Genomic DNA, 16,368 nt, shown 5'->3' on the forward strand with positions numbered 1-16,368 from the left:
AACTAATCTGTTTTTAGGTCTGAAGTTAGCAATTCGTCTTCTTGTAATTTATTATAGAGCCAAATGGATATAAAAAGCACGTCGTATTTTTCAAAAAAATTATGAGAAACCATAAGGTAGCCTATTAAAGCAACTGTCAAATAAAGATACTCTTGATGCTCTTTAAATATCCTGAAACTTTGGATAGATATGGAGCTATAAATTAGTAATAAAATTAAAAACGCTAGAATTCCAGCTTCTCCTAATGCCATTAAAAAGGTGTTATGAACTCCGTAACCAATAGAAACTAAATTAGAGCCACCTCGCATGGTTTTATAGCCTGAGCCCATGATGAGGTTATTGGTTATAATTTCAGAGAAATAGGCCCAAGTTTCATCTCTTGAACCTTCAGTTATAGTTTGGGTTGCTATTTCATCATTATTACCAAATAAACTGTGCAATGCGGCAAAGCGATCTTTGTTTAGTTGAAGGGTAGAGGCTGTAAGTATAATAACTAAAGCTCCAGCTCCAACGGCAAGTGTTTGTACGTTTTTCTTGTTTGCAAACAGTGAGAGTAAATTGATTAGTACTAAAAATAAGATAAAGGATCTTGATAGCGTGAATATTCCACAGATTATACAAACAAACTGTATAGCAAGCTTAAACTTGTAGTCTTTAATAATGTAGGACAATGCAAATCCAAACAAACAAATAAAGCCGGCTTTATTGGGGTTTATATAAAAGCCACTATACCGACCAAAAGCATCTGGAAAAACAATAGCATTTACAGCAATACTTATGGCGCCTATAATAAGAAATATTAGTAGCTCTTTTGTGCTAGTGTTTTTAGAAACTTCATTTGCACATACTATAAATACAAAATAACGTAAGGCGTCTTTTATGAATTCGGCGGTATCACCGGAATATTGAAAAGCTGTAAAACTGAAAAATACTATACCTAATACAATAAAAGGGAAAGCTGGTTTTGTCTTTTCAGAAATAAAGAAATAAATCAGAACACTAGCAGATAACAATAAATTGGTAGCTGATCCTACAGTGGCACCAATATATTCTAAGCTAAAGGTTGGTGTGTTTAGCAGAGCAAGGGTTAATATGACGTATTTGAGTATTTTCAAAGAACTAAGCTGTTAAAAGTTGTTTTTGTTTATTGGTGTAATTGTAAAAAATGGCAATTTTTAAAACTTGAATAATCGTTGTGCATAATGCAATACCGATAAGTCCAATCCATTTCATGAGTATAAAATCTAAAATGATATTTATAATCATGCTTCCTAGTGACACATAAGCCATAAACGCATTTTTATTAATGCTAGTAAGGAATTTAACAAATAGGTTTCCACAAATAATAAATGGCACACCAATGAGGTAAATAATTTGAATGTCAGCTACTACCAGTGTGTCGTTACTGGTGAAACTGCCGCGTTCAAAAAGAATACTAATAATTTCTTTTGAAAAAATACTGGCCATAATCATGATGCTCATAATGCTGATAAATAGCCATTTATTTAGCATGTATAATGTTTTAAATGATTTTTGAGGGTTATCTATAGTGAGTTTTGAAAAATAAGGTAATAACACATTTCCTAAGGCAATAATAAAAATGGTCGTAAAAAATGCGGGTATTTTCATGCCGTAGTTTAAGGCAGCAATAGAGCCAATAACTAATTGTGCCGCAAAATACTGATCGGTTACCGGAATTAATCCGGTTAAAAAACCTGAAGTTATTTTAGCAGGAATTTGCTTAAACATTAAAATAGCATTTGTGCTTTTAAAATCAGGTATAGAGAATTTTAAAATACTTTTTCTAGTAGCTATTAATATTAAAAATATTAACTGAATAATACTTCCTATTAACATTCCTATTGCCAAAACGCTAGTACCTAAATCATCTTTATAAAAAACAACACAAATTATCATCGTGATTGAAGTAATTACCGGATAAATGGATGAATAGGTGAATTCACCGTAAATATTCAATAAGCCACTTATTAGTGAAGTTAGTCCCCAAAGAAGAATACAGGGAAGTAGATAATTAAATTGTTCGCTTACCAATTGATAGTAAGTGTGGGTGTGTCCTGAAAAGAATAATTCTAAAAAAACATCGGTAAATAAATAAGCTATACCCATAAAAACTAACGATGTACTTATTGTAACAACAAAACTAGTAGATTGGAATGCAGCTATGTTTTTGTTTGTTTTTTCTTCAGCTATGTAGTTTGGTATAAAAACAGCATTAAATGCGCTTAAAAATACTTCGTTGATAAAACCTGGTAATAATAAGGCTATAAAAAAAGTATCTAACAATTCTGAAAGCCCAAATTCACCCGCAATAACAACCTCCTTGTAAAAGCCAAAAAACTTAACTAATACAGTAATAAAGCCCACAATAATAATATTCGTTACCGTAGTATTATTGCGGAGTTTATAAAGAGTCGATTTTATGATGTGTTTTATTGTCACTAATTATTAACTGTTTTTAAGTAAAAATTTAAAAGGCCACCCTATAACGAATATAACTTTTAATAAAAATGGTTTTATAGATTGGATATAGGTTTTAAGATTGAAATTTAAAAAGTAAGCGGCTCTTAAAAGTGTAAGGATACGCTTGATAAAGAGTCCTGGGTATTTAAAAAAATAGGGTTTAAAGAACCAGTTTAAAATGCTTAAGGAATAAATAGCCATTCCAAAAGCATCGTTTTTATGGTTTTGTATTGAAATGGCATTCTCAGTATCTAAATAATATATTCGTAGTACCTGATTAATGTATTTTGTTTGAAAACCTTCTTTTGATATAAGCTCCCAAATAATGCCTTCGGGTATATAACCTTTGTTAAAAACATCTGGGTTAATTTGTATACCTCTTAATATAGAAGTTTTCGTAAAGCCCCATTTTTCATTGGATTCTACATGTTTACGTTGAGATAGGAACGTATTACTATAAAAAGGTTGTGTAGTAAATGGATGGCCTATTAAATTTCCATTTTGGTCTTCGCACATACAAGTAACGCCGCTTATTTTTGTTTTTAGGTTATCTGGTATAGATTCATATTCGGCATTTAAAACCTCTAAAGCTTTAGGTATACAAGCGTCATCTGAATCAAATGGTAATATGAATTCCCCTTTTGCAATTTGAATTGCCTGGAAATAACAAGCCATTTTATGTTTGTTATGAGTGTTGTTTATGTAGTTAACTCTGAATGAAGCTTTGGCAATTAAAGCTTCAATTACTTCATGAGAATTATCGGTAGAACCGTCATTAATAATAACTAATTCGAAATTTTTATAGGTTTGAAACTCTAATGAATTAAAAACACGCTCTAAAGTTCCGGATCTGTTGTAAACAGGTGTAAAAACAGTAAAGCGATACTCGTATGTTGTATTCGGCTGAACTGAATAGGATGGGAGTAGTTTTTGTAAATCCATATCAATCATTTAATGTCTCATTTATAATATGTTGCCACTCTTTTGAAATGTTTTCTGTTTCGTATTGTTGACTACTTTCTATTGCTTTTTTTGAAAATCCATTCCTCAAATCTTTATTAGTGATTAAAAGTTCTAGTTTCTGTTTTAGTGTATTTTTATCACCTACAGGAGTTAAAAAACCATTAACCGTATCGGTTATTATTTCAGAAGGCCCTGAAGGACAATTTGTAGAAACACAGGGGAGCCCAAATGCCATAGCTTCAATTAATGAATTAGGAAACCCTTCAAAATTAGATGTAAAAGCAAAAATACTAGCGCTATTTAAGTAATGGTGTATATCGGATACACTTCCTGATAATTCAACGCGATCTTCAATTTGTAATTCCCTTATTTTATGTTGCAATTCTCCTTTTAAATGTCCTTCTCCTAAAATTTGTAGTTTCCATTCGGGGTGTTTTATTTCAGCAAAAGCTTCTATAAGCATGTTGTGGTTTTTCACCGGATCTAATCGGCCAATACTAAGGATGGTGTTGGATTTTTCTGCGTTTAATTGTCTGTTTTTTAGTAAGGTGTTTGAAATAGGGTTTTTTATAATTACTAATTTAGATGGCTTTAGGAATTTTTCGTAATAATGTTTGGTGGTATCTGTTTGTATAACTAATTTGTTGCAATAGGGGTAGATGTAACGTCTTAATTTAACCCATAAAGTTGATATAGGATCAAATTCGGGATTTGTCCGTTCGCTTATAATATTTGGGATCTTTGCCAGCTTACAAGCAAGTATTGTATAGATATTTGTACTCGTCATAAACCCAATGGCAATTTTAATCTCTTCTTTGTTAATAATTTGATATAAACGTTTTACCATAAAAAGGTTGTTAGAAATGGAATTCCATAAGCGCATATCCTTATTGTAGTTGGATTTACAGCTAATTAGTTTTATGCGATTATCTAAAGTGTAAAAGGGGCTATTTTTGTACAGTGTTATTACTGTTACTTGATAATTCTCTACTAAAGCATTTGCTAATGTACTTAGCACGCGTTCGGCACCACCAGATGTTAAACTGGAAATTACGAAAGCAATTTTAGGTTTTTTAAGAACCTCATTATCAGCTTCGGAATGAAGTGTAGACATAAAATTTAATTAATAGCTTATTATAAATGTATATATTTTTTCACTTAAATTGATGAGGAGCTTCATTAATTAGATTAACGACGGATTTATAACATGAACAGCACAAAATTTGTGAAATTTCAGTTTTGATAAGGGAAGTTTAATTGATTTGTAACAAGTTGCAAATAAGTTGATTATAATAATAAAAGTATTGTATATTTGTAAACATCCCCTTTATTAGATTAATATGTATATTGAATTTTAATCGATAAAAAGTACAAAAAATACTACAAAATGCATTTTCGTTAGTTTTTTTCTTACAAAAAAAATGTATTTCATCGATTTTTGTCATAAAAAGTATTTTAGTTTATGGTCTAATTCATAGTTTCGCACTGATTAATAGCAAATTACAGTAAATGAAGAAGAGAAATAGTAAAAAATTCCTACATAAAGGAATTTTTATAAAGGGCATATTTTTGGTTTTTTCCATAAATATGATGTTTGGGCAATCTTATCCTGAACAAGTGCAATTACCAAATGTAACTTACCAAAATTATCAACAGCCAACAACGGCAATTCCAAACTATTTAGAAACTTTTACCGAAGCCATATCCGGAAGTTTTATAACTCGAGTATCGGATCAAAACGTTATGGGAGTTTCTGGGCAACGTTTAAGACACAATTATAGTCGTGACCAAACTTGGAATAGTAATGAAACACTTATTAAGCTAGCAGGTTATCCAGCAGCTATTTTAGATGGTGAAACCTATGAGTTTTTATACTGGAGTGATATACCTAGTTATGGACGTTGGTCTAATTTACAACCTAATATTATGTATGGTACGGATGGAAATACTTTTGTATCTCATGATGTTAATACAAATAGTCGGACGGTTTTGCATAGATTTAATGAATATGAATCTGTAAACTTTGGATTTGGCGAAGGGAATCAAGATAAAAACGACCGTTATGTTGGATTAATAGGTAGAAATGGAAATAACTCGACACTTTTGGTTTATGATATTCAAAATGATATTGTTACAGGAACTAAGTATATTGGAGGAAATGGTAATGAGTTAGATTGGTTTTCAGTTTCGCAATTAGGTGGTTTTGCTGTAGCTCAATATAAAGATAACGGTACCGGTGAAACGGCAGGTATAAAATCTTATGCTATAAATATGACTAATGAGCAGCATATATATCACAATACAGAACATGGGGATTTAGGTGTTGATGCACATGGTAATGAGGTTATTGTTGAGTACGGAGGTGAAAGTGAGTGGAATGCTAATTATAGTTTATACATGGCACGATTAGACGGAGGTGGTGTTACTAAATTATTTCCTTATATCAATGGTCGTGGTATTTGGGGAGGTCACATATCAACACAAAATATCAATAGACCAGGCTGGGCGTATATTAGCGAACAGTGTTGCCCAAATAACCCGGTTGCACCTTCTGAAATTTTTGCTATTAAATTAGATGATTCAGGAATTATAGAGCGTTATGGTAAGCATAATTCTGCGCCTTCTTCGTATTTACATGAAACACAGGTGGTTCCTAATAGGAATGGAACTAAAATGGTGTTTGCAAGTAATTGGAATGATGCCGATGTTTTGAGTCAGAGTGGTTCCCCATCTTTTGTTTTAGAGTATCCTCAAAATTCTCAGGATTTAATGGTGAATGCCGGTACTGATATAGAGATCTGTTATGGTGAGTCTACAAATTTAACAGCTTATGGTTCTGGTGGAGATCAGTATTTATGGAGTACAGGTGAAACAACTCAGAATATTGAAGTCACACCCAATGAAACTACTACTTATACGGTAACTCTATCTAATAGTTCAGGAGCTAGTGTAACCGATACGGTTACTGTAACGGTTAATGAATTACCGATAGCAGACGCCGGCGAAGATGTTGATATTATAAATGGAGAAACGGTAACGTTAACGGCTACGGGAGGCGATTCGTATTTATGGAGAACTAACGAAACATCTGCGAGTATTACAGTTAGTCCAACCGAAACCACAAGTTATGAAGTTCAAGTCATGCGGCAGGGCTGCTCATCAGAAGATACGGTAATCGTGTCAGTAGCGCCCACCCCCATAACGGCCGATGCTGGTAATGACGTAGCAATATGTTACGGAGAAACAATTACCTTAACAGCATCGGGAGGATCGGATTATGTGTGGAGTACAGGTGAAACTTCACAAAGCATAACAGTTAGTCCAATGGAAACACAAAATTATATCGTAACAGTCTCGGATGGTGTCTTGTCAGATACAGATTCTGTTATGGTTTATGTAACCCCATTACCTAATGCAAACGCAGGTACCGATATAACCATTACAGAGGGTGCTAGTACTACATTAAATGCTTCAGGAGGCGATTCTTATTTGTGGAGTAATGGTGCCACGTCATCAAGTGTCACGGTTAGCCCTATAGAAACAACAACCTATAGTGTTGTCGTTAGTTCTGGTGTGTGTGCCGCAGAAGATTCGGTCATTGTAACAGTAATTCCTGAAGAGATAGTAGTTGAAGCTTCTGCAGGAGAGGATGTGACTATTTGCGAAAATACGTCTACTATTTTAACCGCCTCAGGAGGATCAGCATATTTATGGAGTACAGGTGAAACTACTCAAACAATAACAGTAAGCCCGAGTAGTACAACGACATATTATGTTCAGGTAAGTGAAGATGGTGTTAGTGATTCGGCTTCAGTGAAGGTTACGGTAACACCTAGTCCTGTAGCTTCTGTGAGTGCTGATGTTACAATTGAAAGTGGGCAAAATACTGTTTTAACAGCTGCAGGAGGGGCGTCTTACTTATGGAGCACTGGTGAAACATCATCACAAATTTCGGTATCACCAAATATGAATACCACTTATACGGTTAGTGTTTCAGCTAATGGCTGTACGGATACAAATTCGGTAACAGTAAGTGTTGTTGAAGCTGTGAATGCAGATGCTGGTGAAGATGTTGAGTTATGTGCTAACGATGCCTCTAATACCGAAACCATTTTAAGAGCTTCGGGAGGTTTGTTTTATGAATGGAGCACTGGTGAAACAACAGCTGAAATTGTAGTTAGTCCTACAGAAACAGCTACTTACGAAGTAATTGTGTCAAATGGTGTTAATTCGGATACCGATTATGTAAATGTTATTATTACACCTTGTTTGTCTACCGATGATTTTAATGAAGTATCGGACTTAGAAATGCTTGTGTATCCTAATCCGGCAACACAAAATTTACAAATTAAGGTGAAGGGTGTGTCAACGGAGATACCAATTAAAATTTATGATATGCTTGGGCGTTTATTACAATCGGAATCTTGGCAGTTTTTTAATGGTGGTACCGATGTGAAAACATTAGACGTATCCCGTTTTCCTAGAGGGTTAATTTTAATTAAAGCTTTGGTGAACAATAAGGAAATTACAAAAAAAATACTTCTGAAATAGGAAGCTACATTTGTCTTATAAATAAAAAGCTATCTAAATGTATTTAGGTAGCTTTTTTATTTCCAAATAATTTCGGTTATCGTTGCAATGCTGTCGCAATTTTCAATCTTCAAATCCATATGTAACTTTTCAGTTTTACCTTCTAAAAAGTAAATACCACAAGGTTCTTTACGGGTATCGCTTTTTGAAAATTGGATATTACCAAGTTTTATAATGTTTTTGATTGTGCTACTGTCAATAGCTTTTTCTTGTAGCTGATTAGCAATTGTGGTGTTGTATTCTAATTTTTTAGAATTGATATTTTTTAACACTCGAGCCTCTGGGCCATAGTCGCAAGAAACGTTTTTTCCACTTAAGAAAAAGGCTAAAATAACTAAGCCTATTGAAAAACCACCAAGGTAATAACCGATGCGTTGAATTAATTTCACAGAATATATTTTTATTGATCTTTTAAATATTGGTATCGCTTAAAATATCAATAAATTAATATCGCTATATTTTAAATCGAACCATTCGCCAACAGATTTGTTGGTTAAAATGCCGTGGTAAAAATACAACCCATTTTTTAAACCTTTGTCAAAACGTAAGGAATTTTCTAAACCGCCATCTTCGGCAATTTTTAATAGGTAAGGTGTACAAATGTTACTAATTGATATTGAGGCAGATCTTGAGTATCTTGCAGGTATATTTGGAACGCAATAATGGGTAACACCATGTTTAACAAATGTAGGGTGTTTATGCGATGTTACTTCGCTAGACTCAAAACAGCCTCCCATGTCTATACTTACGTCTATAATTACGGCGCCTTTTTTCATGTTTTCAACCATAGGTTCGGTAACAATAACTGGAGCTCGATTTTTACCACGTACTGCACCTATAACAACGTCACAACGTTTTAGTGCTTTAGTTAAATTTTTTGGTTGTAGCGTTGAGGTGAAAATGGTACGTCCCAAATGGGTTTGAATACAGCGTAGTTTGGTTATTGAATTATCAAAAACCTTAACATTTGCTCCTAAACCAATGGCACTTCTGGCTGCAAATTCGCCAACAGTTCCTGCACCAAGAATAACAACTTCAATAGGGGGGACACCGCTAATGTTTCCGAATAGCAAGCCGTTTCCATTATTTACATTGCTTAAAAGTTCGGAAGCAATTAACACGGAAGCAGTTCCTGCAATTTCGCTTAAACTCCTTACTGCTGGATAAGCACCATCTTCATCTTGAATAAATTCAAAAGCTAAAGCTGTGATACGCTTAGTAGCTAAAGCTTCAAAATATTTTTTGTCTTGTGTTTTTAATTGTAAAGCCGAAATTAGAATGGCTTGAGGATTTATGAGTTTAATTTGATCTAGAGTAGGAGGTTCTACTTTTAAAATCATGGGACAACCATAAACTTTTGCGGTGTCATTTGTAATTTCAGCACCAGCTTCACTGTAGTCTTTATCGCTAAAGTTGGCGCCCTTTCCGGCACCGGATTCCATTAATATACGGTGTCCGTTACAGGTTAATGCAGAAACAGCATCGGGTGTTAGGCACACGCGTTTTTCTTGAAAAGCAGTTTCTTTTGGGATACCAATAAATAATTCACCTTTTTTCTTATAAACTTCAAGTGTTTCTTCTTGAGGAATTAGTTGTTGTTTGGTGAAGGGAGATAGAGATTTAGACATAATTTATTGCATTATAGTGCAAGTCAAATTACGAATTAATTTCTGAAAGAATAAAATGTTTTTTAAAAATACTGCTTAATTTTCCCCCAAAATGTAGTTGGTTTAATCATAAATTCATCTTCAAGTTCTTGTAAAGATTTATTAACTGAATTTAATCTGTTAAACATCTTAGCGCGTATTAGGTAAATAGAAGGAACAACGATAGCAATCAGTGGTATTAAATACAGTATTTGATTGCTGTCCACGTAGCTAATGTCATCATTAATAACCGTAAATATCTGAAACAGATACATCGTGATAGGTATAATTAAAACGTGATACCACCAATGACGGCAGGTAAAAAACCAAATGAATAATAAGAAAAGGGGGACAAATTTACCTGTTAAAGTCCAGGCAACTGTAAGTGCGCTTCCGTAATGTTTACTGTTATATGTAAAGAAAAAAGTGTCCCAGATTTTTTCATCTGGAACACTTTCATATAAATAAAATAAATAAGGAGTTGATGCAATAAATACAGCAATAAATGTACCTACTACAAGACTTCTATTATCCGTGCGTTGGAACCACGATTTTCCTTTTTTCAATTTTTGTTGTTTGTTGGTCATTTAAATCAATAATGTTGGCTGCTTCCGCTGTAAACAACATTCCACCAAAAATTGCGATTGCTAAAAAATACTTCTTCGTACTCATAATATTAAGGGATTAAATTAATTAATAATAATCCAAATGTAGGTGAGTAATATATTTCAAAATAGCTCGAAATGTTAAAATTATGTTAAAAACGATGTTTTTTAAAATTTCGATTACGGTTTTCCCGTAAAATGCTCCAGTTTGGTGACTTTGTGTTTTTTTAGTCTTATAAAAAATAGCCTATTTTATAGTTAGTTGTCTTTTTTCTTCATTAATCAACTCTATTGAAATGCTATGAAATTCATCAGGTAGAAGTTCCATTATAATATCGGGCCATTCTATAAATAGCCAATTATTACTTTGAAAATAGTCTTCAATTCCAAAATCATAGGCTTCTTCAACATTGTTCAATCTGTATAGATCAAAATGATAGATATCGGTCTTAGGTGCTTCGTAAGTATTAACCAAAGAAAATGTGGGACTATTTACATCATCCGTACTATCTAAAGCAAGAACTAACGCTTTGATTAAAGTGGTTTTTCCTGTACCCATTTCCCCATTAAATAGGACTACTTTATGGGTAAGGGACTTTAAAACCGTTTCAGCAACAGTATGTAATTCGTTTAAACTGTATTCTAATACCAAAGTACCTTAATTTATTAGGACAATTATAAGAATTAAATTTTGAAATAACTAATTGCTATTGCATTTCGTCGGATATATCTGCGTTTCAAGGATTTATGTTTTTGGAGACATTACGATGTATGGGATTATCATTTCTTCCAAGGATACACCACCATGTTGATAGGTGTTTCTATAATAGCTTACATAATGATTGTAATTATTAGGATAAGCAAAAAACAAATCATTTTTAGCGAATATAAAGGAGCTATTCATGGAAATAGATGGTAACTGAACACTTTTGGGATCTTTAGCTACCAATACATCTTTGTTTTCATAGGTTAAACTACGACCTGTTTTGTATCGTAAGTTTAATGATGTGTCCTTATCACCAATAACTTTTGAAGGATTTTTAACATTTATTGTACCATGATCGGTAGTAAGTATTAATTTAAACCCTAATTGTTGGGCCTGTTGTATCATTTCTAAAAGTGGCGAGTTTTTAAACCAACTTTGAGTTAACGATCGGTAGGCTTTATCATTAGATGCTAATTCTTTTACGACATCCATTTCTGTTTTAGAATGCGAAAGCATATCAACAAAATTATAAACCACCACGCTTAAATCTGTGTCTTTTAGTGTTTTAAAATTGTCAACTAATTGTTTGCCGTTTTTTAAATTGGTGATTTTAAAATATTTTGTATTTAAATTCTGCAAACCTAAACGCTTAAGTTGCGCTTCTAAGAACGCTTCCTCATGTAGGTTTTTTCCACCTTCATCAGTGTCGTTTTTCCATAGATCTGGATGTAGTTTTTCCATATCCGATGGCATTAAACCCGAAAAAATGGCATTTCTAGCGTATTGCGTTGCAGTTGGTAAAATGCTGTAAAAAGCCTCTTCTTTTTGTTTTTTGTAATAGTTGCCTAAAATAGGCTCGAATGCCTTCCATTGGTCGTATCGTAAATTATCTATCACAACTAATAGTGTAGGTTGCTCTTTGCTTATTTCCGGAACTACTTTGTCTTTAAATAAATTATGAGACATAGTAGGAGCGTCGGTATTGGGCTTAAACCAGTTTGGATAGTTTTTTTCAATGAATTTCCCGAACTGTGTATTGGCTTCTGTTTTTTGAGACTCTAATATTTCAAACATACCGGTGTCTTCAATGTTTTCTAGTTGCATTTCCCAATAAATAAGCTTTTGGTAAAGCGACACCCATTCTTCATAAGTATTTACCATTGATAAATCCATGGCTATTTTTCGAAATTCCTGTTGGTAGTTGGATGTGGTTTTTTCTGAAACAAGTCTAGAATGGTCTAGGTTTTTCTTTAAACTTAATAGTATTTGGTTTGGATTCACCGGTTTTATTAGGTAGTCGGCTATTTTATTACCAATAGCTTCTTCCATAATATATTCTTCTTCACTTTTGGTAATCATGACAACCGGAAGCGTATCGCGTTTTTCTTTTATTTCATTTAATGTCTCTAAACCTGTTAAACCTGGCATATTTTCATCTAGAAATACAATATCAAAATTAGTATCGTCTAAAATTTCCAATGCTTCAGTACCGCTTTTACAACTAGTAACTTTATAGTTTTTTTGTTCTAAAAATAAGATATGAGGTTTTAATAAGTCAATTTCATCGTCAACCCAAAGAATATTTATATGGTTCATGTATATTTGTTTATATATTAATAATATGATAGTAAGCTTGCAGACAAAAAACAAACTCAAAATATTTAACGATCCAATTTACGGATTTATTACCATTCCTAATGCGTTGATTTTCGATTTAATCGAACATAAATACTTTCAGCGTTTACGACGTATATCACAAATGGGTATGTCGTATTTGGTTTACCCTGGTGCACATCACACGCGTTTTCATCATGCCTTGGGCTGTATGCATTTAATGCAGAAAGCTATTCAAGTACTTCGTTTTAAAGGTGTTGAAATATCTGAAGAAGAAGAAAATGCGCTTAATATAGCAATCCTTTTACATGATATAGGTCACGGGCCTTTCTCTCATGCTATGGAACATAGTATTGTAAATGGGGTGTCCCATGAGCATATTTCACTGCAATTCATGGAGGTTTTAAATATTGAATTTAACGGAAGTTTAACGCTGGCTATTGAAATTTTCAAAGGTGAATACCACAGGCCATTCATGTGTGCACTGATTTCTAGTCAGTTTGATATGGATCGCGCCGATTACCTAAAACGTGATAGCTTTTATACCGGTGTTGCTGAAGGTAATATAAATAGTGATAGATTAATAACCATGTTACATGTTGTAAATGACGAGTTGGTTGTTGAAGAAAAAGGAATTTATAGTATTGAGAAATTCTTGGTAGCAAGACGATTAATGTATTGGCAAGTTTATTTACATAAAACAGGTTTAGTGGCCGAACAGTTACTTATGCGTGTTTTACAACGAGCAAAAGAGCTAACATTGCAAGGAGTCGTTCTTGAAGCAAGTAAACCATTACAGTTTTTTCTGAAAAACAATATTCAGTTAAATGATTTTGATGAAGCGACTTTAAATAAATTTTCTAAGTTAGACGATTATGATATTGTTATGGCTATGAAAACATGGCAATATCACGATGATTTTGTTTTGAGGAATTTATGCGAAATGATAATTAACAGACAATTATTAAAAGTAAAACTTAAAAAGAATCCAATAAAGACGGATAAACTTGAAAAACATATTAATAAATTAATTGAAAAATTTGATATTTCAAGAAAAGAGGCCAAATATTTTGTGTTTACTGGAGAAATAAAAAATCAGGCATACCAACAAAACAAGCAGCCTATTAATGTATTGTTTCAAGGCGGAAAGATTCAAAATATAGTAAAAGCATCCGATCAATTAAACTTAAAAGCCTTATCAAAACCGGTAACAAAATATTATATATGTTACCCGAAAGATAAAATGTAAGACATTTTTTCTATTTTTGCTTTCAATGAATTTTACAGCAGAACAAATAGCAGGTATTTTAGAAGGAGAAATTGTAGGAAATCCAAACCTTGAAGTTTCAAAATTATCTAAAATTGAAGAAGGTACAGAAGGAGCTTTAACATTCCTATCTAATCCAAAATATACACCTTATATATATACCACTAAAGCTTCTATTACAATTGTTAATAAAAGCTTTATTCCAGAAAAAGAGATCCAAACTACTTTAATTAAAGTAGATGACGCCCATAAAGCCTTTTCAAAATTACTTGAATATTACAATGAAGTAAAAATGAATAAGTCAGGAATAGAACAGCCAACACATATTTCTGAATCGGCAACAATGGGGACGAATATTTATGTTGGTGCCTTTTCATATATAGGCAATAATGTTACCATTGGAGACAATGTAAAGATATATCCTAATAGTTATATTGGTGATAATGTTATAATTAAAGATAATAGCACCGTTTTTTCTGGTGCTAAAATATACTCCGAATGCGAAATTGGTAAGCATTGTGTTATTAACTCGGGTGCTATAATTGGTGCAGATGGCTTTGGTTTTTTACCAAACGAAAAAGGGGAGTATAACAAAGTGCCACAAATTGGTAATGTTATTCTAGAAGACTACGTTGATATTGGAGCGGCAACAACAATAGACCGTGCCACATTAGGTTCTACCGTTATACGTAAAGGTGTTAAATTGGATAATCAAATTCAAATAGCACATAATGTAGAAATTGGTGAAAATACGGTTATTGCAGCACAAACAGGTGTTGCAGGATCTACCAAAATTGGTAAAAACTGTATTATTGGCGGTCAAGTAGGAATTGCTGGTCACTTAAATATTGGTGATAGTGTCAAAATACAAGCGCAATCAGGTATTGGTAAGAACATAAAAAATAACGCCGTTTTACAAGGGTCTCCTTCATTTAATTACAGCGATTGGAATAAATCGTATGTTCACTTTAAGAATTTACCTAAAATTGTAAAAAATATTATAGAATTAGAAAAAAAAGTAGATGGGAATAATTAATACGAATATCAAACAAAAAACTATTGGGAGCGATGTTTCTCTAACCGGTGTCGGTTTACACACAGGTAACGAAGTAACCTTAACATTTAAACCAGCACCCGATAATTTTGGATTTGCTTTCAAACGTATTGATTTAGAAGGCTGTCCAGTTATTGAAGCTGATGCAACCTATGTAACCAATACACAACGCGGTACCTGTTTAGAAAAAAATGGCGTTACTATTCAAACTTGCGAGCATGTTTTAGCTGCCTTAGTAGGAATGGATATTGATAATGCAATTCTAGAACTGAATGCCGCAGAACCACCAATTATGGATGGTTCTTCTAAGTTTTTTGTTGAAGCTATAGAACAAGCAGGTATTGTTGAGCAAGAAGCATTTCGTGAGGCCTACGAAGTAACCGATGTAATTTCTTATACAGACGAGTCTACAGGTAGTGAAATCTTAGTTATGCCTTCAAAAGAATACCAAGTAACGACTATGGTAGATTTTGGAACCAAAGTTTTAGGTACACAAAATGCATCTATAAAAAACATGTCGGAATTTAAATCTGAAATATCCGATTCAAGAACATTTAGTTTTTTACACGAAATAGAAACGCTTTTAGAACACGGTTTAATTAAAGGTGGTGACTTAAATAATGCCATTGTTTATGTAGATAAGGAATTATCCTCAGAAACTATGGAAAAGTTGAAAGTTGCATTTAATAAAGAAACTATTTCCGTTAAGCCTAATGGGATTTTAGACAATCTAACATTGCATCACCCAAATGAAGCAGCCAGACATAAATTGTTAGATGTTATAGGTGATTTGGCTCTAATTAAAACCCACATAAAAGGGAAAATAATTGCCAATAAACCAGGTCATTTTGTTAATACGCAGTTTGCTAAAAAAATGAGTAAACTTATTAAAAATGAGCGTCGTAATAATGTGCCAACAATAGATTTGAATCAAGAACCTTTAATGGATGTGAATCAAATAATGAATATGTTGCCACACAGACAACCATTTTTATTAATTGATAAAATATTTGAATTAACGGATTCTGGAGTTATCGGTATGAAAAACGTAACGATGAATGAGCCGTTTTTTGCAGGTCATTTTCCAGGAGCACCAGTTATGCCAGGCGTATTAATAGTTGAAGCTATGGCGCAAACAGGAGGTATTTTAGTATTAAGTACAGTTCCTGATCCTGAGAATTATTTGACATTCTTTATGAAAATAGATAATGTAAAATTCAAGCAAAAAGTAGTACCAGGAGATACATTAATATTTAAATGTGACTTAATTACACCTATTCGTCGTGGTATTTGCCACATGCAAGGATATGCTTATGCAAATGGAAAATTGTGTGCAGAAGCAGAATTAATGGCGCAAATTTCAAAAGTAAAGCAATAACAAAAACAAATTATTAGGAAGTTTTAAGTTTTGCTAAAACTTTTACCAATAAATTAATTCTAGT

14 protein-coding genes are annotated in these 16,368 nt (G+C 33.0%); 4 read left to right on the forward strand and 10 right to left on the reverse strand.

The window, feature by feature from the left end; all coding sequences use genetic code 11:
• Positions 1-2 precede the first annotated feature (2 nt).
• Genes ACW5R3_RS07755 through ACW5R3_RS07770 form a run of 4 tightly spaced genes read right to left on the reverse strand, consistent with a single transcriptional unit; the run spans position 3 to position 4,558 of the window.
• A complete protein-coding gene (locus ACW5R3_RS07755; protein ID WP_456576436.1) occupies positions 3-1,115 on the reverse strand; it encodes an O-antigen ligase family protein in 1,113 nt (370 codons plus the stop codon).
• A gap of 4 nt (positions 1,116-1,119) precedes the next feature.
• Positions 1,120-2,460: a murein biosynthesis integral membrane protein MurJ gene (gene murJ, locus ACW5R3_RS07760; RefSeq protein WP_456576437.1), complete on the reverse strand. Its 1,341-nt coding sequence runs from the start codon at positions 2,458-2,460 to the stop codon at positions 1,120-1,122.
• A gap of 6 nt (positions 2,461-2,466) precedes the next feature.
• Entirely contained in the window at positions 2,467-3,423 is a 957-nt protein-coding gene (locus ACW5R3_RS07765) for a glycosyltransferase family 2 protein (protein ID WP_456576438.1), read from the reverse strand.
• Between the two features lies 1 nt (position 3,424).
• Entirely contained in the window at positions 3,425-4,558 is a 1,134-nt protein-coding gene (locus tag ACW5R3_RS07770) for a glycosyltransferase family 4 protein (protein ID WP_456576439.1), read from the reverse strand.
• A gap of 395 nt (positions 4,559-4,953) precedes the next feature.
• On the opposite strand from ACW5R3_RS07770, the gene ACW5R3_RS07775 reads away from it, so the two are divergent.
• Entirely contained in the window at positions 4,954-7,995 is a 3,042-nt protein-coding gene (locus ACW5R3_RS07775; protein ID WP_456576440.1) for a T9SS type A sorting domain-containing protein, read from the forward strand.
• A 56-nt stretch (positions 7,996-8,051) separates the two neighbouring features.
• Here ACW5R3_RS07775 and ACW5R3_RS07780 read toward each other — a convergent pair whose 3' ends face one another.
• The 6 genes from ACW5R3_RS07780 to porX all read right to left on the reverse strand — a co-directional run bounded on the left by ACW5R3_RS07780 (position 8,052) and on the right by porX (position 12,587).
• On the reverse strand, positions 8,052-8,423 hold the full coding sequence (locus tag ACW5R3_RS07780; RefSeq protein ID WP_456576441.1) for a hypothetical protein: 372 nt from the start codon (positions 8,421-8,423) through the stop codon (positions 8,052-8,054).
• Between the two features lie 39 nt (positions 8,424-8,462).
• Entirely contained in the window at positions 8,463-9,662 is a 1,200-nt protein-coding gene (locus ACW5R3_RS07785; RefSeq protein WP_456576442.1) for an alanine dehydrogenase, read from the reverse strand.
• A 62-nt stretch (positions 9,663-9,724) separates the two neighbouring features.
• Positions 9,725-10,246, reverse strand: coding sequence for a hypothetical protein (locus tag ACW5R3_RS07790; protein WP_456576443.1), 522 nt, complete (start codon positions 10,244-10,246; stop codon positions 9,725-9,727).
• Entirely contained in the window at positions 10,209-10,352 is a 144-nt protein-coding gene (locus tag ACW5R3_RS07795; protein ID WP_456576444.1) for a hypothetical protein, read from the reverse strand. Before ACW5R3_RS07795 ends, ACW5R3_RS07790 begins: the two co-directional genes overlap by 38 nt.
• Positions 10,353-10,532: 180 nt before the next feature.
• Entirely contained in the window at positions 10,533-10,937 is a 405-nt protein-coding gene (gene tsaE, locus ACW5R3_RS07800) for a tRNA (adenosine(37)-N6)-threonylcarbamoyltransferase complex ATPase subunit type 1 TsaE (RefSeq protein ID WP_456576445.1), read from the reverse strand.
• Positions 10,938-11,030: 93 nt separating this feature from the next.
• A complete protein-coding gene (porX, locus tag ACW5R3_RS07805) occupies positions 11,031-12,587 on the reverse strand; it encodes a T9SS response regulator signal transducer PorX (RefSeq protein ID WP_456576446.1) in 1,557 nt (518 codons plus the stop codon).
• Between the two features lie 37 nt (positions 12,588-12,624).
• Between porX and ACW5R3_RS07810 the strand changes: the two genes are divergently transcribed.
• Genes ACW5R3_RS07810 through ACW5R3_RS07820 form a run of 3 tightly spaced genes read left to right on the forward strand, consistent with a single transcriptional unit; the run spans position 12,625 to position 16,304 of the window.
• Positions 12,625-13,854 (forward strand): HD domain-containing protein, encoded by a 1,230-nt coding sequence (locus ACW5R3_RS07810; protein WP_456578824.1) that lies wholly within the window; start codon positions 12,625-12,627, stop codon positions 13,852-13,854.
• A gap of 25 nt (positions 13,855-13,879) precedes the next feature.
• Positions 13,880-14,908: a UDP-3-O-(3-hydroxymyristoyl)glucosamine N-acyltransferase gene (gene lpxD, locus ACW5R3_RS07815; RefSeq protein WP_456576447.1), complete on the forward strand. Its 1,029-nt coding sequence runs from the start codon at positions 13,880-13,882 to the stop codon at positions 14,906-14,908.
• Positions 14,895-16,304: a bifunctional UDP-3-O-[3-hydroxymyristoyl] N-acetylglucosamine deacetylase/3-hydroxyacyl-ACP dehydratase gene (locus ACW5R3_RS07820; RefSeq protein WP_456576448.1), complete on the forward strand. Its 1,410-nt coding sequence runs from the start codon at positions 14,895-14,897 to the stop codon at positions 16,302-16,304. Before lpxD ends, ACW5R3_RS07820 begins: the two co-directional genes overlap by 14 nt.
• Positions 16,305-16,368 lie beyond the last annotated feature (64 nt).

This window comes from Algorimicrobium bowmanii (assembly GCF_054031195.1).

Bases quoted from the DNA above. Each gene is read 5' to 3' on its own strand.
- ACW5R3_RS07770 (WP_456576439.1), bottom strand. From the start codon at position 4,558: ATGTCTACACTTCATTCCGAAGCTGATAATGAGGTTCTTAAAAAACCT.
- ACW5R3_RS07785 (WP_456576442.1), bottom strand. From the start codon at position 9,662: ATGTCTAAATCTCTATCTCCCTTCACCAAACAACAACTAATTCCTCAA.
- lpxD (WP_456576447.1), top strand. From the start codon at position 13,880: ATGAATTTTACAGCAGAACAAATAGCAGGTATTTTAGAAGGAGAAATT.
- ACW5R3_RS07820 (WP_456576448.1), top strand. From the start codon at position 14,895: ATGGGAATAATTAATACGAATATCAAACAAAAAACTATTGGGAGCGAT.
- porX (WP_456576446.1), bottom strand. From the start codon at position 12,587: ATGAACCATATAAATATTCTTTGGGTTGACGATGAAATTGACTTATTA.
- ACW5R3_RS07765 (WP_456576438.1), bottom strand. From the start codon at position 3,423: ATGGATTTACAAAAACTACTCCCATCCTATTCAGTTCAGCCGAATACA.
- ACW5R3_RS07775 (WP_456576440.1), top strand. From the start codon at position 4,954: ATGAAGAAGAGAAATAGTAAAAAATTCCTACATAAAGGAATTTTTATA.
- ACW5R3_RS07795 (WP_456576444.1), bottom strand. From the start codon at position 10,352: ATGAGTACGAAGAAGTATTTTTTAGCAATCGCAATTTTTGGTGGAATG.